The organism is Enterobacter cloacae complex sp. P24RS (genome assembly GCF_014982165.1).
In the GTDB taxonomy this organism is placed as follows: domain Bacteria; phylum Pseudomonadota; class Gammaproteobacteria; order Enterobacterales; family Enterobacteriaceae; genus Enterobacter; species Enterobacter quasihormaechei.
In genome coordinates, this window is the sequence record NZ_JADCKU010000005.1 from 305,717 (window position 1) to 328,554 (window position 22,838).

Below are 22,838 nucleotides of genomic sequence, written 5' to 3' on the forward strand. Positions count from 1 at the left end.
CATAAATGGTTCGATACAAAACGAATCGGAATGTAGATAAAGACCCAAGAGAGGCTGCGGAGAGGCACAACGTGATGAGAACTGCTTTATAAAACTACGTCAGATATTTATTTGGATTCAAAACCAGAAATCCATTAACGCATGTTGCTGGTGACAAAGCAAGCTGTTTAATGCGTAAAAATCATAAAAAGAATTTTTTTATTCAAGATTGTCTAAAGCATCATTGATTATACAAGAAACCGATTTCGAAGCGCCAACACATAACCCATTGAAATATAATTGTTTTATATGGCATTTCATGCCTACCTGGTTGGTTCCCCAGAGGTATTAACTTTTCAGATTCACACAGAAAAAGGGATCTACAGGATGGCAATTCCAGCATACCTCTGGCTAAAAGATGACGGCGGCGCGAATATTAAGGGCTCTGTCGATGTTGTGAATCGTGAGGGAAGTATTGAAATTTTGAGTTTTGGGCACGGCCTGTATCTCCCTACCGACAACATGACCGGTAAGATCACAGGCACCCGTATTCATAGCCAACTTAATTTTGAAAAAGAGTTCGACAGCTCAAGCCCCTATTTGTACAAAGCAGTAGCAAAAGGACAAACCTTAAAAAGCGCTGAGTTTAAGTGGTATCATATCAATGATGCAGGCCAGGAGGTCGAATACTTCAACATGCTGCTGGAGAACGTGAATGTTGTCTCTATCTGCCCACTCATGCATGATATAAAAAATCCCGCGACTGAAAAACATAACCATCTCGAAAGTATCGCATTTCGCTACGAAAAGATTACCTGGAAGCATTGCGACGGGAATATTCTTTTCTCTGATGAATGGAAAGACAGATGATTCGATGTACTTTTCATTTAAACGGGGGGCAACTTTCAACGCTGAGCTGTCCTGGCCTGGGCTTTTTCCCCGCATATTCAGGAAACGCAGGCCACAACAGAAACAATCCTGATGCCGTTGCAACGCCTGCGGTGGGGCCATTACCGCCCGGACTCTACTATATCGTTACACGTCCTCGAGGTGGGTTAGCTACCCACTGGCATGATGTTATCAAAGAGTTTGAAAGTGGATCGAACCGTGATTTTTGGTTTGCTCTTTATCGTCATGATAATCCTATTGACGACACAACCTTTATCAACAGAGTTGAGCGAGGATCTTTTCGCCTACACCCTGCGGGACAGTCTGGTATTAGTAATGGATGTATTACATTACCAAACCATGCTCACTTCAGAATATTAATGCATGGACTACTGGCGTCCGGCACAATAAAAGTCGCTGCTGGATTAAATGCACTTGGCATCATACAGGTATATTGATGAATGCAAAGAAACATGCCCTGACGTGGGTGGTCGAAACATTGATGCTTTTCATTATTTATTCGCTGGTATGCTACATCATGCCGGATGTTTTGCTTTATCACCTCTACACCAGACATTTTGGATTTGTAACTGAACTTGAATGGAGTGAAAGCTACACATTATTACTTTTTATTTTTTCCTTTCTGCTTAACGCCGTATTGATCTACCTTTGGGCATTACGAAAGTGAGCGTTAACATGGGCGGTAATATTACCGCCCGATACAAGTTTCACATAGACGGTCAAGAAAACTGTTATAGATAAATAACATCGGTCTGTCTCTGCAACCCAGACCTGGCACAGCTTAAAATCGCATCGAATTTTTTGCACTGCGGAGTTTTGCATGTTTGGTCTAGATGCGTTTCATCTTGCGCGAATACAGTTCGCCTTTACCGTATCCTTTCATATTATATTTCCAGCAATCACCATCGGCCTTGCGAGCTATCTCGCCGTGCTGGAAGGGCTGTGGCTGAAAACAAAAAATCCCGTCTGGCGTTCGCTGTACCATTTTTGGTCGAAGATCTTCGCCGTCAACTTTGGTATGGGCGTGGTCTCCGGCCTGGTGATGGCTTATCAGTTTGGCACTAACTGGAGCGGGTTTTCGCAGTTCGCGGGCAGTATTACCGGCCCCCTGCTGACCTATGAAGTGCTCACCGCGTTCTTCCTGGAGGCAGGTTTCCTCGGGGTGATGTTATTTGGCTGGAATAAGGTCGGGCCGGGACTGCACTTCTTTTCAACCTGCATGGTCGCGTTGGGAACCATCATTTCTACGTTCTGGATCCTCTCGTCAAACAGCTGGATGCAGACACCGCAAGGTTATGAAATCGTAAACGGTCAGGTGGTTCCTGTGGACTGGTTTGCCGTGGTGTTTAACCCCTCCTTCCCTTATCGTCTTCTGCACATGTCCATAGCGGCTTTCCTCAGCAGCGCTCTGTTTGTCGGTGCCTCTGCGGCGTGGCATTTGCTGCGCGGCAACAACACGCCCGCCATTCGCACCATGTTCTCCATGGCGTTGTGGATGACGTTGATCGTCGCCCCTGTCCAGGCGCTGGTGGGCGATATGCACGGGCTGAACACCTTAAAACACCAGCCCGCGAAAATAGCCGCTATAGAAGGCCACTGGGAGAACCCGCCGGGTGAGCCCACGCCGCTACTGCTGTTTGGCTGGCCGGATATGGAGCAGGAACGGACCCGTTTTGGACTGGCGATACCCGCGTTGGGCAGCCTGATCCTGACCCACAGCCTTGATAAACAGGTTCCGGCATTGAAGGCGTTCCCGAAAGAAGATCGTCCGAACGCCACGATTGTTTTCTGGTCTTTCCGCATTATGGCCGGTTTAGGGATGTTGATGCTGCTTTTGGGCGTGGCCGCACTGTGGCTGCGTTATAAACACCGCCTCTATACCTCGCGTCCTTTCCTGTGGTTTGCCCTGCTGATGGGGCCGTCCGGGCTGATCGCCATCCTCGCCGGATGGGTAACTACGGAGGTCGGCCGCCAGCCCTGGGTCGTCTATGGGCTACAGCGCACAAAGGATGCGGTTTCCGCGCATGGCGATCTGCACATGAGCATCAGCTTGCTGGCTTTCTTCGTGGTTTATACCGCGGTGTTTGGCGTGGGCTACAGCTATATGGTGCGTCTGATTAAAAAAGGGCCGCAGCCCCATGGATCCTTCGCGACCGAATCCGACGGCCGCCCTGCTCGTCCGCTTTCTGCCGTCACCACTGAATGTAAGGAGTAACCGTAATGGGTATCGATCTTTCCATTATCTGGTTCGTTATTATTGTTTTCGCCACCTTGATGTATATCGTAATGGATGGTTTTGACCTGGGGATAGGCATCCTGTTTCCGTCAACGCCGGATGCAGACGATCGCGATGTGATGGTCAACAGCGTAGCCCCGGTCTGGGACGGAAACGAAACCTGGCTGGTGCTTGGCGGTGCGGCTCTGTTTGGTGCCTTTCCTCTTGCCTATGCGGTCATCATCGACGCGCTGACCATTCCCCTGACCATAATGCTGATCGGGCTTATATTTCGCGGGGTTGCCTTTGAATTTCGCTTCAAGGCGACTCCGGCGCACCGACCGTTCTGGGATAAGGCCTTTATTGGCGGGTCGATTGTGGCGACGTTCAGCCAGGGCATTACCGTCGGCGCAGTGATCCATGGATTCAGCGTCACCGGTCGCGCTTACAGCGGCGGTCCATTTGACTGGTTTACCGCATTTACTCTTTTTTGCGGTGCGGCCCTGGTGGTGGCTTACGCGCTGTTAGGATCAACATGGCTGGTCATGAAAAGCGAAAATGCCCTGCAACGGCGGATGCGTCAGGTATCGAAGGTGCTCCTGCTCCTTCTTCTGGGGTGCATTGCAGCAATCAGTATCTGGACGCCTCTGGCGCAACCGGCCATTGCCGCACGCTGGTTTACGCTGCCGAACCTGTTTTACCTGCTGCCCGTCCCTGCACTGGTTGTGATCCTGAGCCTGTGTCAGTGGCGCTGCCTGAATAATCCGGCGAGCCATACCCTGCCGTTTATCATGACCTTAGGACTGGTATTCCTTGGTTTTAGTGGGCTTGGGATCAGCATCTGGCCGCATATCATCCCACCGGACATTACCCTCTGGGAGGCCGCCGCCCCACCCCAAAGCCAGGGCTTTATGTTGGTGGGAGCACTGTTGATCATTCCCGTCATTCTGGTCTACACCTTCTGGAGTTATTACGTTTTTCGCGGAAAAGTACAGCATGGGGAGGGTTATCACTGATGCAACAACCTGTATGGAAACGTTTGATGTGGCTTGCCATCATCTGGGGCGGCAGCGTACTGGCGCTGGCCTGCGTCAGTATGCTCTTCAAAATGCTGATGGCAGCGGCTGGATTTAAATCTCATTAAGTATCTCACCGGGTGCGCCGCCGCCCGGTCCTTTCTCGCACTTTCAGATAAACCCCATTAACACCCAGGAGGGTATCGTTACACTGAAAAAATATTTACAGCATTGATAGTTTGAGAAGAAAAATGAAAAAGCTCGCGGCAGTAAGTTTAATCAGCCTCGCACTGGCTGGATGTGTTAACCCTGGCAAAGCCTCCGTTCAGACCGAACAGCTAGAGAATCACCGCTTCGTGCTGGAAAACGTTGATGGCAAAGCGGTGAAAGTCGGTAAAACGCAGCCTGAAATTCGCTTCAGTGCGCAGCCTAATATCAGCCTGATTAACAACATTGTCGTCTCCGGCACGATGTGCAACGGCTTCAACGGACAGGGGAAGTTGTCCGAAGGAGAACTGACCGTCAAAACGCTGGCCATGACGCGGAAACTCTGCACCGAGCCGCAGCTTAATGCACTGGATCAGACCATCGCCGATATGCTAAGCAAAGGCGCACAGGTAGACCTGACCGAAGACCAGTTAACGCTGGCGACAGCCGATAAGTCATTGATGTTTAAGCGAGTGGAATAACTCAGTAGCTTCCGCACGACCCTACGGCAAGCGACTGCTCACTACAGCGTTTGCCGTTAGGCAATGCGCACATGCCGATGGCGGAGCCGTCGAGCTGGCGGGCAACGGAAAGTGACCCTCCGATCATTGCGCAGTTAGCTTGTCCAGAGCTGGACATAGCCGCTCTCATACCTGGCGTAACGTGTGCTGCTGTCGCCTGCTGTACAGGTTCATTGCTGCATGCCGATAACAGTAACGCGGCACATCCTACCCAAAATGCTGAACGCATACCTTTCTCCCCATAATTAAAGCGAAACCTAAGCATAATAGGCATCACGCGCCGCATCGTCGAGAGCGGATGTGCGTATTTATGCGCTCTGGTAACAATTTCTAGCAATTTTTTAACGCAACTAGCCATCGAGTCATTGATACAGCGCATACCGAGGACACAAAAGCGAAAATCGCAAACCCTGAGCTTTGCTAAAATACACAGATAATATTCAGGGTCTGTCGTCGTTTTACAGGCCCCTCTTTTTGCGCAATGTAAGGGTGTTGTCCTATGCAAACTATTGACGGCAATGGTGCAGTCGCGTCGGTTGCGTTTCGTACCAGCGAAGTTATCGCCATCTACCCAATTACTCCAAGCTCAACAATGGCTGAACAGGCAGACGCCTGGGCCGGGAATGGCCTAAAAAACGTCTGGGGCGACGTCCCGCGCGTCGTTGAGATGCAGTCCGAAGCCGGCGCAATTGCCACCGTGCACGGTGCGTTGCAGACCGGTGCCCTGTCGACTTCGTTTACGTCGTCACAGGGTCTTCTGCTGATGATCCCCACGCTTTACAAGCTGGCAGGACAGTTAACGCCGTTTGTCCTGCACGTTGCCGCGCGCACCGTGGCCACTCACGCGCTCTCTATTTTTGGCGATCACTCGGACGTGATGGCCGTGCGTCAGACCGGCTGCGCCATGCTCTGCGCCGGTAGCGTGCAGGAGGCACAGGACTTCGCGCTGATATCGCATATTGCCACGCTGAAAAGCCGCGTGCCGTTTATTCATTTCTTCGATGGTTTCCGCACGTCACACGAGATCAATAAAATCGTTCCGCTGCCGGACGACACTATTCTGAACCTGCTGCCGCAGGCTGACATTGATGCTCATCGCGCGCGTGCCCTCAATCCGGAACACCCGGTGATTAGGGGAACGTCCGCAAACCCGGACACCTATTTCCAGTCCCGCGAGGCGACAAACCCGTGGTACAACGCGGTATACGATCATGTCGAACAGGCGATGGACGATTTTGCCGCTGCGACGGGTCGCGAGTATAAGCCGTTTGAATATTACGGCCATCCGCAGGCCGAGCGCGTGATCGTCCTGATGGGTTCAGCCATCGGCACCTGTGAAGAGGTGGTCGATGAACTGCTGACGCGTGGAGAAAAAGTGGGCGTGCTCAAAGTTCGCCTCTATCGTCCATTCTCAGCGAAACACCTGCTCGCAGCCCTGCCGGAAAGCGCACGTGCCGTGGCGGTACTTGACCGCACCAAAGAGCCTGGCGCACAGGCTGAACCGCTCTATCTTGATGTGATGACGGCGCTGGCTGAGGCGTTCAATGCTGGCGAACGCGAAACGCTGCCGCGCGTCATTGGCGGGCGTTATGGTTTATCCTCCAAAGAGTTCGGGCCAGAATGCGTCCTGGCCGTATTCACTGAACTGCGCGAGGCAAAACCGAAACCGCGCTTTACGGTCGGCATTTATGATGACGTGACTAACCTTTCTCTCCCGCTGCCGGAAAACACCCTGCCCTCGAATGCGAAACTGGAAGCGCTGTTCTACGGCCTGGGCAGCGACGGCAGCGTCTCGGCGACCAAAAACAACATCAAAATTATCGGTAACTCCACGCCGTGGTATGCGCAAGGGTATTTCGTCTATGACTCCAAAAAAGCAGGCGGGCTGACCGTCTCCCACCTACGCGTTAGCGAACACCCAATCCGCTCGGCGTACCTTATTTCGCAGGCAGATTTTGTTGGCTGTCACCAGCTCCAGTTCATTGATAAATACCAGATGGCCGAGCGCCTGAAGCCTGGCGGTATTTTCCTGATCAACACCCCTTACAGCGCCGATGAGGTTTGGGCGCGACTGCCCCAGGAAGTCCAGGCAGTGCTGAACCAGAAACAGGCGCGCCTGTATGTCATTAACGCCGCGAAGATTGCCCGCGAGTGCGGCCTGGCAGCGCGTATCAATACGGTCATGCAGATGGCGTTCTTCCACCTGACCAACATTCTGCCGGGCGACAGCGCACTGATGGAACTTCAGGGGGCAATTGCCAAAAGCTACAGCAGCAAAGGTCAGGAGCTGGTTGAACGCAACTGGCAGGCGCTGGCGCTGGCCCGCGAGTCGCTGTTCGAAGTGCCGTTGCAGCCGGTCAATGCCGGCAGCCCGAACCGACCGCCAGTGGTGTCTGACGCCGCACCGGATTTTGTCAAAACCGTAACGGCGGCGATGCTTGCCGGACTGGGCGACACCCTGCCCGTCTCTGCGCTTCCGCCTGACGGCACCTGGCCGATGGGCACGACCCGCTGGGAAAAACGCAATATTGCCGAAGCGATCCCCATCTGGAAAGAAGAGCTGTGCACCCAGTGCAACCACTGCGTGGCGGCCTGCCCGCACTCGGCCATTCGCGCCAAGGTGGTATCGCCGGAAGCGATGGCTGACGCGCCGGAGAGCCTGCACTCGCTGGATGTAAAATCCCGCGATATGCGTGGCCAGAAATATGTACTTCAGGTGGCGCCAGAAGACTGCACCGGCTGTAACCTGTGCGTTGAGGTGTGCCCGGCGAAAGATCGTCAGGATCCGACAATCAAAGCCATCAATATGATGTCGCGTCTGGACCATGTTGAAGAAGAGAAAGTGAATTATGATTTCTTCCTCGACCTGCCTGAAATCGACCGCAACAAGCTGGAACGCATTGACATTCGTACCTCACAGCTCATTACGCCGCTTTTCGAGTACTCCGGGGCGTGTTCTGGCTGCGGTGAAACGCCGTACATTAAACTGCTTACCCAGCTTTACGGTGACCGAATGCTGATTGCCAACGCGACTGGCTGCTCGTCAATCTATGGCGGTAACCTGCCGTCCACGCCGTATACCACTGATGCGAACGGCCGCGGTCCGGCGTGGGCAAACTCGCTTTTCGAGGATAACGCAGAATTTGGTCTGGGCTTCCGTCTGACGGTCGACCAGCACCGTGCCCGCGTAATGCGTCTGCTCGAAGAGTTTGCCGATAAAATCCCGGCAGAGCTGAATGACGCGCTGCATGCGGAGGCCACGCCTGACGTTCGTCGCGCGCAGGTTGCTGAACTGCGCAATGCGCTTCAGGGTGTTGAAGGGGCTGAACAACTGCTGACCGATGCCGACGCGCTGGTAGAAAAATCGATCTGGCTCATCGGCGGTGACGGATGGGCCTACGATATTGGATTCGGTGGACTCGATCACGTGCTGAGCCTGACCGAAAACGTCAATATTCTGGTTCTTGATACCCAGTGCTATTCCAACACCGGTGGACAGGCCTCGAAAGCGACGCCGTTGGGGGCGGTCACGAAATTTGGTGAGCATGGCAAACGCAAGGCGCGTAAGGATCTCGGCGTCAGCATGATGATGTATGGCCATGTCTACGTCGCGCAGATTTCACTGGGCGCACAGCTCAACCAGACGGTGAAAGCCATTCAGGAAGCGGAGGCTTATCCTGGCCCGTCGCTGATCATCGCCTACAGCCCGTGCGAGGAACATGGCTACGATCTGGCGCTTAGCCACGACCAGATGCGTCAGCTTACCGCAACCGGATTCTGGCCGCTGTACCGCTTTGATCCGCGCCGTGCCGATGAAGGGAAATTGCCGCTGGCGCTCGATTCGCGTCCACCGTCAGACGCCCTTGCCGAGACCCTGCTTCAGGAGCAACGTTTCCGCAGGCTGAACGCTCAGCAGCCAGAAGTAGCAGAGCAGCTCTGGAAGGATGCGGCAGCGGATCTTCAGAAGCGGTATGATTTCCTGGCACAACTGGCGGGGAAAGCGGAAAAATCCACCAGCGAATAACCTTTATGCCCGGCTTGTCCGGGCATTTTTATGCCATAAAAAAAGCCCGATGCATGCGCACCGGGCGAATCCAAAGATCGGTGAAAATTGCCTCAATCTTCTGAACAATATTCACGGTAATTATGGATGAAAAAATCTTAAAGGCATATAACGCCGGGAAGATTACCTTGTTTACCCTGTAATTAATAATTTTTATTTTGTATCTGTTACCGTGATTTATTCACGACATCAATCGTCATTTCAGCCGCATTATTTGGTTGAGATTTTACTTAACCCGTAACAATTATATTTTATTCATCCGTCATCAGAGTGATTTAGCATGGGACACCTTTCCAGACCGGAAAGTTCACGAAGTAATAAAAAAATAACCGCAAAGGAATAATCCAAATGCAAAGAAAAGTATTGGCACTGATGATCCCCGCTTTGTTAATGGCTGGAACCGCTCACGCAGCTGAAATTTATAATAAAGACGGCAATAAACTGGATCTGTATGGCAAAGTTGATGGTCTGCATTATTTCTCTGACGACGCGTCGAAAGATGGCGACCAAACCTATATGCGTCTGGGTTTTAAAGGTGAAACCCAAATCAACGACATGATGACCGGCTACGCGCAGTGGGAATACAACATTCAGGCAAACAACACCGAAGGTTCTGACAATCAGTCATGGACGCGTCTGGCTTTCGCGGGTGTGAAGGTGGGCGACTACGGCTCCTTCGATTACGGCCGTAACTATGGCGTACTGTACGACGTGGAAGGCTGGACCGATATGCTGCCTGAATTTGGTGGCGACTCTTACACTTATGCCGACAACTTTATGACCGGTCGTGCCAATGGCGTTGCAACCTACCGTAACACCGACTTCTTTGGTCTGGTGCAGGGCCTGAACGTTGCGGTGCAGTATCAGGGTAATAATGAAGGTAACAACTGCGACGAGAATTTCTGCTCTACCAACGAAGGAACCAACAACGGCCGTGACACTCGCCATGAAAACGGTGATGGTTACGGTATCTCCGCTACCTATGATTTTGGCATGGGCTTCAGTGCAGGCGCGGCATACGCCTCTTCTGACCGTACCAACGATCAGGTAAATTACACCACTGCGGGCGGCGACACTGCGGATGCATGGACCGCAGGTCTGAAATACGATGCCAACAATATCTACCTGGCGGCAATGTATTCCGAAACCCGCAATATGACGCCGTACGGCGACAATGCGGATGCGGTAGCAAATAAAACGCAGAACGTTGAAGTCACTGCGCAATATCAGTTTGACTTTGGCCTGCGTCCAGCTATTTCGTATTTACAATCCAAAGGCAAAGATCTGGGCAATGGCCAGGACGATAAAGACCTGGTGAAATATGCTGACGTAGGTGCTACCTACTATTTCAACAAAAATATGTCCACCTATGTTGATTATAAAATCAACCTGCTGGATGAAGATGATTCATTCTACAAAAACAACGGCATTGGTACAGATGACGTTGTGGCATTGGGCCTGGTTTATCAGTTCTAATGGTATCAGCCCGCAGAAATCTGCGGGCTAACGCTATTGATGTTCCGCTTCTTCTTTACGGAATGAGAGGTAACCAACCACCCCGCTGTCACCATCCATGGGATGATTTACCCCATCCATCACCACCACTTCCGGGAAGTCGAATGGCGTGACATTTTCGAGGCAGGCGACATTGACGCCGTATTCGTTGGGATTGGAGCGTCGTTGATGGAACGTGTAAATACCGCAGACCGAGCAGAAGAAATGGCGCGCAGTGCCCGTGTTGAAGCGGTACTCCGTGAGCCTGTCTTCCCCCTGTGTCACCTTAATGCCCGTCAACGGCGCAGATACGACTACCGCCCCACGCATACGACAAAATGAGCAGCTACAGCGGCGTGCGGTGTTCAGGCCGTCTGTCAGCTCAACGGTAAACTGCACCGCCCCACAATGGCACTGTGCTTGCCGAATTTCAGCCATCGCTTAAACCCCTTTTCTCACTAACTCAGCTGCTTTTAAAAAGACTTCATCTTCGACACCATCCCCCTTCTGCCTGCCGAGCCTGACCAGCTCATCGACAATACTTTGGCGGTTGATGATCTTCTGTGATGAAACCAGCCCAATAACGGCGGCACCAATCGCCAGCCCAACTAATCCTGTCTGTTCGTCTTTATTCTTCATGGTATCGTAGATAATGGAAAGCTAAGAGGTGCTGTACATTTTGTTAAAACCGCCTTCGTGAAGGCGGCTTGTCATCACTCTGGATCTTTATCGCCCGATTCAGGCGCTGAGCCAGGATCGTCTTTGGACTTACTTCCATCCTTTTCCGGATTATCCGGGATGGGGTTAAAATCAGGATGGTCACCATTAACTGGTCGGTCAGTCATTTTCACCTCCGTTTTATTACTGCGTAAGCTTTAAGTGTAGACAACCCATTCGCCTTGTGGGACTCAATTGTAAAACGTGCTGGCATTCGTCGCTGCAATCCGTACCATACACGGCACACTTTCGCATGCTGGTTTTTACCGGCAGCCGCAAACCCGTCTTTTATTGCTAACCAGATGGGGCACGATAATGCGCAGATGGTGTATGAAATCTATGCTACATGCAGAGAAGAGATGAACAACGAACAGGTGGAAAAGCGGGATACGAAGCTGACGCTTTGAAATCGTTTTCCTCGCCTTGTGCCCCATTTGAGATCTGAGTAACGAACAAATGCAAGAAAATCAAGAGATTAATAAGAAAGAACAGTACAACCTGAATAAACTGCAAAAGCGACTGCGCCGCAACGTGGGCGAAGCCATTGCAGACTTCAACATGATTGAAGAAGGCGATCGCATCATGGTCTGCCTGTCGGGCGGTAAAGACAGCTATACCATGCTGGAGATCCTGCGCAATCTTGAGCAAAGCGCACCGGTGAACTTTTCCCTGGTCGCGGTTAACCTCGATCAGAAACAGCCGGGCTTCCCGGAGCATATTCTCCCCGAGTATCTGGAGAACCTGGGCGTTGAGTACAAAATAGTAGAAGAGAACACCTACGGAATCGTTAAAGAGAAGATCCCAGAGGGCAAAACAACCTGCTCACTCTGCTCACGTTTGCGTCGCGGCATTTTGTACCGCACCGCAACAGAACTGGGTGCTACAAAAATTGCGCTCGGTCATCACCGGGACGACATCCTGCAAACGCTGTTTCTGAACATGTTCTACGGCGGCAAAATGAAGGGCATGCCGCCGAAGCTGATGAGCGATGACGGCAAACACATTGTGATCCGCCCACTCGCCTACTGCCGCGAGAAAGACATTGAGCGTTTCTCTCAGGCTAAAGCCTTCCCTATCATTCCATGCAACCTTTGCGGCTCACAGCCGAACCTGCAACGTCAGGTCATTGGCGACATGCTTCGTGACTGGGATAAACGCTATCCTGGGCGAATCGAAACCATGTTTAGCGCAATGCAGAACGTGGTGCCTTCGCACCTGGCCGACGTTGAGCTGTTCGATTTCAAAGGCATTAACCACGGTTCAGAAGTAGTGAATGGCGGGGACCTGGCCTTTGACCGCGAAGACATCCCGATGCAGCCTGCCGGCTGGCAGCCAGAAGAAGAAGAGGCACAGTTCGATGAACTGCGCCTGAACGTGGTGGAAGTGAAATAACCTGACAGCGTCTCAGACACTGCTTTGAGACGCTTTTTTCCTTACTTAAGCAGCCGAACGCGGCAGGTTTTCCCTTTAATCTTCCCGCCCTGCAACTGTTTCCAGGCCTTGTGGGCAACTGACTGGCGAACCGCGACGTAGACATGTGCAGGATGAACCGTGATCTTGCCAATATCTGCCCCGTCGAGACCGATATCTCCTGTTAACGCCCCAAGAACGTCACCGGGACGCATTTTGGCTTTTTTACCTCCGTCGATGCAAAGCGTAGCCATTTCTGCCGCCAGCGGAGCAACGCTGGTGTTCACCGGGGCATTTACCCAGTTGAGTTTCAGTTGCAGCATTTCCGCAAGAATATTGGCGCGCTGCGCCTCTTCAGGTGCGCAGAAGCTGATAGCGAGACCGCTGTTACCCGCACGCGCGGTACGTCCGATGCGGTGGACATGCACTTCCGGATCCCATGCCAGCTCGAAATTCACCACCAGCTCAAGCGATTTGATATCAAGGCCACGGGCTGCCACATCCGTGGCAACCAGCACGCGAGCGCTGCCGTTTGCAAAACGCACCAGCGTTTGATCGCGGTCGCGCTGCTCCAGATCGCCATGCAGCGATAACGCGCTCTGCCCGACATCGTTCAGGGCATCGCACACCGCCTGACAGTCTTTTTTGGTATTACAGAACACTACGCAGGACGCCGGCTGGTGCTGGCTCAACAATTTTTGCAGCAGTGGAATTTTTCCCTGCTGAGTGGTTTCAAAGAACTGCTGCTCTATCGCAGGCAAGGCATCGACAGTATCGATTTCAATGGTCAGCGGATTTTTCTGCACACGCCCGCTGATCGCCGCAATGGCCTCAGGCCAGGTGGCAGAAAAGAGCAGCGTCTGACGTGTGGCCGGGGCAAAGCGGATCACTTCGTCAATCGCATCGCTGAAGCCCATATCCAGCATGCGGTCAGCTTCGTCCATGACCAGCGTTTGCAGTGCATCAAGTGAAACGGTGCCTTTTTGCAGGTGATCGAGCAGACGGCCCGGCGTCGCCACAATGATATGCGGCGCATGCTGAAGAGAATCACGCTGCGCACCGAACGGTTGCCCGCCGCAGAGCGTTAAAATTTTAGTGTTTGGCAAAAAACGCGCCAGGCGACGCAGCTCACCCGCGACCTGGTCGGCCAGCTCACGCGTCGGGCAGAGTATCAAGGACTGGGTCTGAAACAGGGTTGCATCAATGTGCTGCAACAGGCCAAGTCCGAAGGCAGCCGTTTTTCCACTGCCGGTTTTCGCCTGCACGCGCACGTCACGGCCTTCGAGGATAGCCGGCAGGGCGGCGGCCTGGACGGGGGTCATAGTGAGGTAGCCCAACTCATTCAGATTAGTCAGTTGGGCTTCAGGCAGAACATTCAGCGTGGAAAAAGCGGTCACAATATACTCTCGTGGTAATGATTGCAGTCAGTTGGCGCGTATCCTCGCAGATCTCCGCTAACGATGCGACAATTTAATCGGTTCTTCGTCCGGTGGCGGATCCGGCATCGGCTGCGGACGTGGGATGGGATCGGGTATCGGGGTCGGATCGGTGGGCACCGGATCGGACTGCCAGGTGGTCAGGCGTTGCAGGGCAAGTAGCATACTCATCTTTTCCTCCAGATTTGGGTGCTGACCCCTAAAGGGTAGACGCAGACAAACAGGAGGCAAAAAAAAGCCGACTATAAAGTCGGCGTCGTACGAATCAATTGTGCTATGCAGTAATTCAAAAAAAGGAAGTAAGACAATATGGAGCGCAACGCCCATCGCTTGACGTTGCATTCACCTGCGGGAGTAATATTGCACCTAACATGGTCGGAGTTTATTGACTTCGCTCAATTAAAATGTCGTTTTGAAGCAGACGCTGCATCATAAAAACGTAAATTTACAGCCATTTACTGCGATGCAACCACCATGCAACACCCCCAATCAAAACCACTAACATGACGCAAAACGTGGTAAAGCCATAGTGGTATTCCCCGCCGGGTATCCCCCCCAGATTGACGCCAAACAGCCCGGTTAAGAACGTACTCGGTAAAAAGACCATCGCCATCAGCGACATGGTGTACGTTCTCCTGGCTAATGATTCCTGCATCACCTGCGCTATCTCATCCGCCATGACCGCCGTTCTGGCGATACATGAATCGATCTCGTCCAGACCACGGCCAAGCCGGTCGGCAATATCCTGCATTCTGCGACGCTGATCGTCATTCATCCAGCTCATGCGTTCGCTGGCCAGTCGCGCATATACGTCGCGCTGCGGGGTCATATAGCGGCGCATCACGATGAGCTGTTTACGCAGCAACGCCAGAAAACCCCGCGGAGGAATTTGCTGATCGAGCAGGTTATCTTCCAGATCGATGATTTTATCGTGGAGTTCTTCAATAAATTCGCTGGCATGATCGGTTAGCGCATCACATACATCCACCAGCCAGCTTCCGCAATCCGTGGGCCCTGTGCCCTCTTTCAGATCGTTAATGACGTCATCAAGCGCCAGCACTTTTCGCTGCCGGGTAGAAACAATCAGTTGTTCATTCATGTAAACACGCATTGCCACCAGCTGATCCGGACGTTCATCCGTACTGCCATTTATGCAACGCAGCGTGATTAACGTCCCCTCACCCATCCGGCTGACGCGGGGTCGGAGACTTTCTCCCGCCAGCGCATCCCGGACATTGTTGGGCAATAGCGGCGTGGACGCGAGCCACTCGGCGCTGTCCGGATGCGTGTAGTTAAGGTGCAGCCAGCACGGATGTTCGCTGTCGATTTGATCCTGATCTTCAAGCGGCCTTGCGCCCCCGCGTCCATCAAATACCCATGCAAAAACCGCGTCAGGTACGTTAACTTCAGACCCTTTAATGCTCTCCACAGCGCCTCCACCGTTTTATCTCTTCCGGTGTCAGTCTAGCTTTCGTCGAGGGTTAAGCAATAATTATGTGAGGCATCGTCCTGAATACGCTCAGGAATTCACCGCCCACTCGCGGCGTGTTAACGCATTGTCAGTCTCGTACGCATTTTCCAGACGAAAATTGCGTGTTCGCGCCTGTAACTCTAACACCTGATTGCGCAGCACATCAGACGAACCATTAAGTTCTTCAACCATCGACACGTTGCTTTGCGTTACGCGTTCCAGCTCCGACAATGCCTGCGTGATTTGTGATATGCCTTTTTCCTGTTCTGACGTTGAGGCGGAAATTTCATCCATCAGTCGGCTCACGTTGCCAGAACCGGTAACAATGTCGTGCATGTTTTTTTCGGCCTCAGAGACCACGTTCACGCCCTGCGTCACGTTATGGCTGGTAACTTCAATCAGTGATTTAATATTTTTTGCCGCCTCGGCGCTACGATGCGCCAGGCTTCTGACCTCACCGGCCACCACAGAGAATCCTTTACCATGGTCGCCCGCTCTTGCCGCTTCAACGGCGGCATTTAGCGCCAGAATATTGGTCTGGAAAGCGATCCCGTCAATCAGGGATATAATCTCCGTCATTTGCTGGGCGCAATCGGTAATTGATTGCATATTGTTTGAGACCTGACCCATTAACTCTCCGCCTTTACGCGCCTGCAACGTCGCGATATTCGCCTGCTCGCTGGCTAAACGGGTATTGTCGGCATTATTTTTTGTACTTGCAGCCATCTGTTCCATGCTGGCTGCCGTTTGCACCAGTGAGGCAGATTGCTGTTCTGTTTTGACCGAAAGCTGCGCGCTGCGTGAAGAGAGCTGATCTGAAAGCGTCATTGCGGTATGCGCGGAGGCGCGGATCTCACGGACCAGCGTTGCAATGTTGCTGGACAGACTATTAATGCCCGGGATCAGACGTCCCGCACAGTTGTTGCCGAATTCAGGTATCGACACGCCGAGATTACCTGAAGTCACTTCTTCAATACTTTTTTTCACAGTATTGATCGGCGTCACAAGATATTTTGTCATATACGCCCAGAGTAAAATCAAGGCGATGCATTGTACGATAACGACTGCAATAAAAAGCGAAAAACTCCCTGAAAATAGCGCTATAACTCCATCACTTACCAAAAATACACAAAAAAGGAAATAGACAATGAAGGTTCTGACACTAATATTTCTTAGCATAGTTTTTCCTACAGCTTTATATTTTGGTGGGCACTTAGGGTTATAGCATTGCCACAGAAATTTGTCCTCACGTTCGTCGCTGGTTTGTTGTTTTGCAGTTTGATTTGCGCAGTTTCACTTAAGGTAGAGAAAAAGCATGCTATACGGTAAATATTCGGTTTGTAATTTGGTTACCGCTCCCCTTAAATATTAGCATTTACCTATTTTAGGATGAGTACCGTTGGGCAACAGTGTTTAGTCATGCTTAATAAGTTAACGTAGTTAATATATATTAACTACGTTTCAGTGACTTCTCCCGCGAGGGTGGCTTACGTTCAGGCCAGACAGTCGACGGTCTGGAAAAAATAGTCCTCTGTCATGAGGACATTCTCTTTCGCACTTTGATGTTCGCGACGTATATACCAGCCTGTTTCAGGCGCCATGCTTAAATGGTATCTCCTCTCCCCCGATATACTGCCGGGGGCTTTAATGCACATTGTCATACACCCCTTCTCGGATCCCCTGATTACCTGTTCTGGTATAATGGTGACGCTGCGATCTCCATTTTGCAGAGTGACAGTCGTGATGGCATAACGACATATACTGCTACTGAGGCTGTAGCCGACCGTGCTTAAATCGGTGATATGTTTTTGGGATAACATGACGTCGATGCCAGAACCCTCAAACCAAACACTAATTTGCTGCGCAAGATCATCCATTCGCTGACAAAATGCCCTGACTTCGGTTTCAGCCGTATTAATATGAATCGGTTTATTCACGTTATTCTGCTGCACTTTCTTAAAAAAACGCTCTCTTGCTGACATGTCAACTCCGTGTTTTTCGCCAGTCTCATTGTTCTTTTTTGTGCTTCAGCAGCGAGTAGCTGACAATCAACTGCTGAAGATGTTGTTCGATCTTGTTTTGCTGCGCTGCTGACAGGGGTTGCCCGGCAGGTAACGTGGAGAGCAGACGAAGCTGCTCTTCAAGCGGAATGATATGGCTAAAGGACTGCGACATGGCAAACACGGCCGATTTCAGCTCACTCACCGTCATGTACTTTCCTTTCTGTTCATCCAGTGCATTAAGCCTGTTCGTCAGCTGCTGCAACTGCGCCATACCCTGATGCCAGCCATTCAAATCTGACTCTGCTAGCGCAGCAACATTCATCTGTTTTTGCCAATGCAGCGCCAGGGGTTTGGCCTCTTCCGGCCACAGCGACAGCGCCTGCTGCACCAGACTGTCGCCGTAGCTCACTGCCCAGTCGGGTTTCAGCTGTAAAAGCTGCGCTAACAGCTGTTGTGTCCTGCCAATCCCCAGTTCCGGTGACGGTGACGTTTGTTGCAGCGCCTGTAACTGCGCCGTCGAAAGTCCTTGAGGTAAAGGAGCCAGAGCCACGGCGAGCTGCGCTTGTGCCGAATCTGGCGCATGCAACAACTGCCATCCTCCTACGACGACAATGGCTGCCACCAGCATGGACAACATACCAGCAGCGAATGGCTTCCAGGGCTTCACCGACACTGGAGGCTCTTTATCTACCTGAACGTTCGGCACCGGCTCGGGCTGAACCACATATACCCATTTACTGCGCTCTGTCGTTTCGACGAGTTGTATTTCCTTAGCACCCAACGCGTCACCGGGCAAACTCACGCCCGTTTTTTCGCTGTTTTCCAGACGCACAGCTGCGTTCTGCATCATCGTGCGCAGAGCATCAAGCTGAGCAGCATGCTTGAGTTCCAGGCGTTGCAACACGTCCCCCAACGCGTTCAGATGCTCCTCAGCCTGATACAGCTGCCGTAAGTCGGCGTACGTCAGCGTTAACGTTCGTACTACCTGTTGCAGGCGCTTGCTGAGGGCAATCAGGATTTCGATTCGCGCATGAACAGGCTGTGGCCAGAGGTTTCCCCACTGGCGGGCGACCAGTGCAGCAAGTACCGCCAGCCCCTCATTCATGCCGAACAGTCCGGCCAGATGCGTACGTGCGAGCGTATACCAGGCAGCAGTTTGCAGCTCTACACCGTTGTGCTCGAACAGTGACAGGCAGAGCGTTTCCGCGTGTTGCCAGTTAACGTCCGGGCGTGCCGGATGAATGAGCTTGTTCATTTCATCGCGCAAGGCGGCGTAATCCGCAAGCGTGCGCGGGTCTCCGCCGGTTTTAAGGTGGCGTTCAGGTTGTGGTGTCATGGTGATTTCTGTATGTGAAAGCTAGATTGCAGCGCGAGTGTCGAGGTACTGCTGCTGTTTCAGGTGGCGGATTAGTACTCTCCCCTCGGGCATAAATTCCGTACCGTATCGAACCAGACCGACGCCCTTTAACTCCGCGTCAATAGCGTAGCGGAGTTCGCCGGGCTGTATTTGTTCCTGCATTACCACGTTAATTTTGCTCAGGCGCGGCTCGTACTTCAGCAGCACGGCTGACAATATTGTCATGAGCTGGTGGGCGGTCCCGGGCATGCCCTGGAGGATTTTAGTCATATCCGGCAGGCCGTAGTCCGGGAGGTGCGCCAGCGTCCCGGCGCGACAATTAAGCACGCGCTGCATGTTATCGAGTACCGATAAAATCACCTGGTTCTGTTCGCTGACCTGGCCGAGACTCAGGCCGCCAGAAAAATTTCCGCACAGCATTTCAAACAGCGATGGCGTGTTGTGACCCTTTGGCATCAGTCATCCTTCAGCGGCTGTAACGCCAGGTAGTTATTTCCGGCCTCTAGAATGCGCGGCTTATCTGGATCGAGATCTTCACGTTTGAGTACCTGCTGCCAGGTATTTTTTACCGTGTCCGGGTGACGGAAAAAACCGACTACCGCAACAAACTGCGTTTCTTCTTCCATTGGCATATCAAGATTCGCATCCCCGCCCGGTTTTATTACCACATCGCGAGTTGTCAGCAGGTCGGCTTTCAGAATGGTTTCCCCATCCTTCAGCAATTGCTGGTAGACCGTTTTGTCGAAGGTTTTGCGGTCCTTCAACTGGTAAACACGGACCACCACCGACTCAGAGAGTGAGTTACTCTCGCGGGGATCAGTGTTCAGTGCTTCACGCGCCGTGAAATCCAGATGGAGCACCTTAATATTTTTGTAGAACGCAGCATTAAACGCCGATTTGGTACCATCGACGACACCCTGCGTCACCCCACAGCCCGTCAGGCTAAACGCTAGCAGTGCAGGCAGCCAGCACGCGGGTTTAATCAAACTTGTACGTAACACGAATGTTTCCTTGTTGTGGTGTTTCACGTTGCAGGCCGGTGTAACAGCCCAGTTCCGTCGTAAAGTTCTGCGGAATATCAGCTGCAATCTCATCCTCACCAGCCCCCAGAACGCCGTTCATGCCGAGCCAGAATGGTCCCTCGCCGAGCGGCGGAACAGCCAGCAGGCGGGTCAGAGTAGTCAGGGTGATTTTTGCCTTAAAACGCCACCCGAGGTAGACACGCAGCATGACCAGAAAATCCTGGTAGAGCAGACCGTCCGGTTTCCAGCCCTGCGACTCCTCTTCGTTATCGGTAGCCAGTGCGATCAGCAACTGGCTACTGGCATCCATCGCTTCATCGCCAAGTGGGGTGTTGCCATCCAGCAGAAAATCGTTATCACCAAAGAAACCCAGTGGCTGACTGACCTCAACTGGACGCAGGCAGTACGGGCTGACGTTCACGGTGGTATTCGGCGCTAACAGGGTAACCAGGCTTTGTATCCCCTCCTGAGTTTTCCCCGGTTGTTGCAGCACACCTAACAGCGCCAGAAAGCGAGATAAGGGTGTGGCAATGTGGTTTGCGGTGCCGGGAATACCGAGTCCTACCAGCCCCAGCAGCGATTGCGAAATGCTGTCGGTTCCACCAGGCTCAAACGTGGCCGGGTAAGAATATTTTCGCCAGATACGATAGAACTGCGTCAGAATGCGGTGATTGAAGATATCCAGAAAGCCCTGTAGCGCTTCATGCCCTTCACGACGCTGAGTGATGTCATCAAGATACGACGTCGGAAGAGGGGAATCGACGCCGTACATCCCCATAAAGGTCGTACGGATAACCGGAGGCTTACTGTCGTCTTCTTCGTCATATTCGACACTCTTCAGTTCACCAGCCGGGAACCCCATCCCCGGATGCGGTGCAAAGCGTACAGGGTCATCTGCGGGATGACTGGTTGAGCCAATCAGTGGGCAGCCCGGATTACGCTTTTCCAGCAACTGGCAGAAACGATAAAAATTCATGCGGTGCATGTCGGCTTCCAGCCGCGAGGTTAACCGGGAATGCGGCGGTTGTGCTTTTCTTCCCATGCCAGGCGCTCTCCGGTAGGTTGCAGGATGATAATCAGGCGGTTAAACAGATAAATGTCGGTATAGAGCGCAAAAAAACGACTCAGCATCTCACCAAACAGGCAGATGTCGCCGCGTCCGGCAAAGCCGTGGCTGTCCAGCGTCACCTCAATCTGCACGCCACGCACCAGGTAGCCCTGCTCAAAGCGTTCGGTTTCACTGTGCTTCACGTCAATGATGGCTTCCAGACGACGGCGGTTCATCTCGCTATCGGTCCATTCATACAGCGCCAGGGTACCGCGCAGCACGTCGGCATTATCCATCATCGACAGAAATCCGCTGCCAAGGTGACTCAGCACGCGCCAGTGGAAACGGTCCTGCGCCGGTGGGTAACATGGCAGCGTCGGCGCACACAGGTTGCGCACGGCAATGCTGACCGAAGTGGTTTTCATCACCGTATCAAGCACGGTGCTTTGCAGCGCACGTCGTGGCAGTTGACCGTTTGTGCCGGTGAGCGTTAACGACAGGCTTTCGTCTTCCGGGACGGTATGGTTGTCAAATGCTTCGCCGCCGAGGATGAGCCAGGTGTTATGCAGACCGGAAGGGCCGCGGCGCACGCGGGTGTGGTAGTAATATTCCGGCGCTTCATGACGCATCATTCCGCCTTTATGGCGAAAACTTGAGAACGGCACGTAGATATGCTGACTCGACGACATCACCGAATCCACGGTGTATATCTCGGTATGGCCATCCTGCACACGCATCGGGCGCAGCATGTATTCGTTTTGCAGAGAGTTGAGCGTCAGCGGATCGGACTCCAGCGGGAACAGGTTAATCACTGGCACACAGTTCAGGCGCAGATGCTTTTCGGTAAAGCTGAAGTCATGCTCCCAGCGTTCCGCCAGCACCACGTCGATTTCAAACCAAGGGAGCTCGGCGGGAAAGACCACCTTCTCCAGCCCGCGCAGCCCCATGAACATGAATTTCTCGCGGAAGGTGAAATACTCCAGCAGCAACTGGTAACCGCTGAAACTGCTCTCACCCTTCGGCCAAAGTCTGTCATCATCACCAAATCCCAGTGCGGTGAAATACCCGTCCAGCGGCCTTCTGTCTACGTCACCTGGCATGCGCAGCCACAGACGCGCAGTATTCATGGTAAAAGCTTCATGCATAGCGCAGGCCAGCGGTGCGTCGGCATTGAAATAGAACGGGATCTGGCTGAGATCGACACGGCTCCAGTCAGCAAGATGGCTACAATTGAAGCGCAGGCTGATGACAGAGCGCCCGTCAGGATCAGTCGACAGGCGGGCATGCTCCAACGCCAGTGGCTGAAGGGTTATCTCTTTAGTTGTGGTGTAACGACAACGCGTCCCTTTTTCACCGATCGGCCGCGAATTGACCTCGAAACCTCTGGCAATACGCATCGGTTCTTTCATCTCACGCCAGACAGGAGTGAACTCCACCACCGACATCGAGGGAATGGTGCGCAGATAATGCGGCCACAACAGGCTGACCAGCCCTTCGGTCAGTTCCGGCAGGTCGTCGTCAAGCTTCTCGCGCAGACGGCCCATCAGGAAGGCAAAACCTTCGAACAGGCGCTCCACGTACGGGTCGCGCGCGCCCGCTTTATCGAGATTGAGCATTGCCGCCTGCTCAGGGTGGGCACGGGCGAATTCCTCGCCGGCTTCAAGCAGGTAGCGCATTTCAGCGTCGTAGTAACGCAGGGTTAAGTCGTCCATAGATAACCAATATGATTGAGTGTTTTACTGTGTTCAGGAATAAAGCGAAGCCATGACAGCTTACAACTTAATGAAATGAGATATTACCGACTAACATTTTTTACTTAATCGCTTAAAAACCAGTAAAAATACGATATAAATAGCAAAAAATGCAATATTTGACGTGCAAAAGAATAACCAAGCCATGGAATAGGTTTCGTCAACCAGATAATCCAGGCGTGTTCCAGTTAACACAGGTTCATACGTGTATTTGATATC

The 22,838-nt window shown here is 52.5% G+C and carries 23 protein-coding genes and 1 pseudogene; 10 read left to right on the forward strand and 14 right to left on the reverse strand.

Going from position 1 to position 22,838, the window contains the following annotated elements; all coding sequences use genetic code 11:
* Positions 1-366: 366 nt before the first annotated feature.
* The 6 genes from INF58_RS07680 to hslJ all read left to right on the forward strand — a co-directional run bounded on the left by INF58_RS07680 (position 367) and on the right by hslJ (position 4,808).
* Positions 367-849: an Hcp family type VI secretion system effector gene (locus INF58_RS07680; RefSeq protein ID WP_193527431.1), complete on the forward strand. Its 483-nt coding sequence runs from the start codon at positions 367-369 to the stop codon at positions 847-849.
* Positions 846-1,325 (forward strand): DUF2778 domain-containing protein, encoded by a 480-nt coding sequence (locus INF58_RS07685; RefSeq protein ID WP_193527432.1) that lies wholly within the window; start codon positions 846-848, stop codon positions 1,323-1,325. The genes INF58_RS07680 and INF58_RS07685 overlap by 4 nt, the downstream gene beginning before the upstream one ends.
* A 383-nt stretch (positions 1,326-1,708) precedes the next feature.
* Positions 1,709-3,103 carry a cytochrome ubiquinol oxidase subunit I gene (locus INF58_RS07690; protein WP_193527433.1) on the forward strand — a complete coding sequence of 465 codons (1,395 nt, stop codon included), beginning with the start codon at positions 1,709-1,711 and terminating at the stop codon, positions 3,101-3,103.
* 5 nt (positions 3,104-3,108) lie between these two features.
* Complete coding sequence (gene cydB / locus INF58_RS07695) at positions 3,109-4,119, forward strand: cytochrome d ubiquinol oxidase subunit II (protein WP_193527434.1); 1,011 nt, start codon at positions 3,109-3,111, stop codon at positions 4,117-4,119.
* On the forward strand, positions 4,119-4,247 hold the full coding sequence (locus INF58_RS07700) for a DUF2474 domain-containing protein (protein WP_017693358.1): 129 nt from the start codon (positions 4,119-4,121) through the stop codon (positions 4,245-4,247). The genes cydB and INF58_RS07700 overlap by 1 nt, the downstream gene beginning before the upstream one ends.
* 123 nt (positions 4,248-4,370) lie before the next feature.
* Entirely contained in the window at positions 4,371-4,808 is a 438-nt protein-coding gene (hslJ, locus tag INF58_RS07705; RefSeq protein WP_102751091.1) for a heat shock protein HslJ, read from the forward strand.
* Position 4,809: 1 nt separating this feature from the next.
* Here the strand turns inward: hslJ and INF58_RS07710 are convergent, their stop codons facing one another.
* Positions 4,810-5,076, reverse strand: coding sequence for a DUF333 domain-containing protein (locus INF58_RS07710; protein WP_003856935.1), 267 nt, complete (start codon positions 5,074-5,076; stop codon positions 4,810-4,812).
* 270 nt (positions 5,077-5,346) lie between these two features.
* Here INF58_RS07710 and nifJ point away from each other — a divergent pair, with 270 nt between their 5' ends.
* Both nifJ and ompC read left to right on the forward strand, forming a co-directional pair.
* Positions 5,347-8,871 (forward strand): pyruvate:ferredoxin (flavodoxin) oxidoreductase, encoded by a 3,525-nt coding sequence (gene nifJ / locus INF58_RS07715; protein ID WP_193527435.1) that lies wholly within the window; start codon positions 5,347-5,349, stop codon positions 8,869-8,871.
* A gap of 387 nt (positions 8,872-9,258) precedes the next feature.
* Positions 9,259-10,386, forward strand: coding sequence for a porin OmpC (gene ompC, locus INF58_RS07720; RefSeq protein WP_112791816.1), 1,128 nt, complete (start codon positions 9,259-9,261; stop codon positions 10,384-10,386).
* A 33-nt stretch (positions 10,387-10,419) separates the two neighbouring features.
* Here ompC and INF58_RS07725 read toward each other — a convergent pair whose 3' ends face one another.
* The 3 genes from INF58_RS07725 to INF58_RS21035 all read right to left on the reverse strand — a co-directional run bounded on the left by INF58_RS07725 (position 10,420) and on the right by INF58_RS21035 (position 11,249).
* On the reverse strand, positions 10,420-10,842 hold the full coding sequence (locus tag INF58_RS07725) for a GFA family protein (RefSeq protein ID WP_193527436.1): 423 nt from the start codon (positions 10,840-10,842) through the stop codon (positions 10,420-10,422).
* A gap of 3 nt (positions 10,843-10,845) precedes the next feature.
* Positions 10,846-11,043 carry a hypothetical protein gene (locus INF58_RS07730; protein ID WP_112791814.1) on the reverse strand — a complete coding sequence of 66 codons (198 nt, stop codon included), beginning with the start codon at positions 11,041-11,043 and terminating at the stop codon, positions 10,846-10,848.
* A 74-nt stretch (positions 11,044-11,117) separates the two neighbouring features.
* Positions 11,118-11,249: a hypothetical protein gene (locus tag INF58_RS21035; RefSeq protein ID WP_255507681.1), complete on the reverse strand. Its 132-nt coding sequence runs from the start codon at positions 11,247-11,249 to the stop codon at positions 11,118-11,120.
* 33 nt (positions 11,250-11,282) lie between these two features.
* Between INF58_RS21035 and INF58_RS07735 the strand changes: the two are divergent.
* A pseudogene (locus tag INF58_RS07735) lies at positions 11,283-11,528 on the forward strand (tyrosine-type recombinase/integrase); the annotation flags it as partial.
* Between the two features lie 49 nt (positions 11,529-11,577).
* Positions 11,578-12,513: a tRNA 2-thiocytidine(32) synthetase TtcA gene (gene ttcA / locus INF58_RS07740; RefSeq protein WP_193527438.1), complete on the forward strand. Its 936-nt coding sequence runs from the start codon at positions 11,578-11,580 to the stop codon at positions 12,511-12,513.
* A gap of 41 nt (positions 12,514-12,554) precedes the next feature.
* Here the strand turns inward: ttcA and dbpA are convergent, their stop codons facing one another.
* From dbpA to tssF, 10 genes are all read right to left on the reverse strand, one after another.
* On the reverse strand, positions 12,555-13,928 hold the full coding sequence (dbpA, locus tag INF58_RS07745) for an ATP-dependent RNA helicase DbpA (RefSeq protein WP_193527439.1): 1,374 nt from the start codon (positions 13,926-13,928) through the stop codon (positions 12,555-12,557).
* A gap of 57 nt (positions 13,929-13,985) precedes the next feature.
* Entirely contained in the window at positions 13,986-14,132 is a 147-nt protein-coding gene (locus INF58_RS07750) for a hypothetical protein (protein ID WP_369750614.1), read from the reverse strand.
* 280 nt (positions 14,133-14,412) lie between these two features.
* On the reverse strand, positions 14,413-15,396 hold the full coding sequence (zntB, locus tag INF58_RS07755; protein WP_102751095.1) for a zinc transporter ZntB: 984 nt from the start codon (positions 15,394-15,396) through the stop codon (positions 14,413-14,415).
* Between the two features lie 90 nt (positions 15,397-15,486).
* Entirely contained in the window at positions 15,487-16,617 is a 1,131-nt protein-coding gene (locus INF58_RS07760) for a methyl-accepting chemotaxis protein (protein ID WP_193527440.1), read from the reverse strand.
* Positions 16,618-16,931: 314 nt separating this feature from the next.
* Positions 16,932-17,420, reverse strand: coding sequence for a hypothetical protein (locus INF58_RS07765; RefSeq protein WP_193527441.1), 489 nt, complete (start codon positions 17,418-17,420; stop codon positions 16,932-16,934).
* 25 nt (positions 17,421-17,445) lie between these two features.
* Positions 17,446-18,777: a VasL domain-containing protein gene (locus INF58_RS07770; protein WP_193527442.1), complete on the reverse strand. Its 1,332-nt coding sequence runs from the start codon at positions 18,775-18,777 to the stop codon at positions 17,446-17,448.
* A 21-nt stretch (positions 18,778-18,798) separates the two neighbouring features.
* Positions 18,799-19,254, reverse strand: a complete 456-nt coding sequence (gene tssE, locus INF58_RS07775; protein WP_193527443.1) for a type VI secretion system baseplate subunit TssE — start codon at positions 19,252-19,254, stop codon at positions 18,799-18,801.
* Complete coding sequence (gene tssJ / locus INF58_RS07780; RefSeq protein WP_193527444.1) at positions 19,254-19,799, reverse strand: type VI secretion system lipoprotein TssJ; 546 nt, start codon at positions 19,797-19,799, stop codon at positions 19,254-19,256. The genes tssE and tssJ overlap by 1 nt, the downstream gene beginning before the upstream one ends.
* Complete coding sequence (tssG, locus tag INF58_RS07785) at positions 19,777-20,862, reverse strand: type VI secretion system baseplate subunit TssG (RefSeq protein WP_193527445.1); 1,086 nt, start codon at positions 20,860-20,862, stop codon at positions 19,777-19,779. The genes tssJ and tssG overlap by 23 nt, the downstream gene beginning before the upstream one ends.
* Positions 20,826-22,580, reverse strand: a complete 1,755-nt coding sequence (gene tssF / locus INF58_RS07790) for a type VI secretion system baseplate subunit TssF (RefSeq protein WP_193527446.1) — start codon at positions 22,578-22,580, stop codon at positions 20,826-20,828. Before tssF ends, tssG begins: the two co-directional genes overlap by 37 nt.
* Positions 22,581-22,838 lie beyond the last annotated feature (258 nt).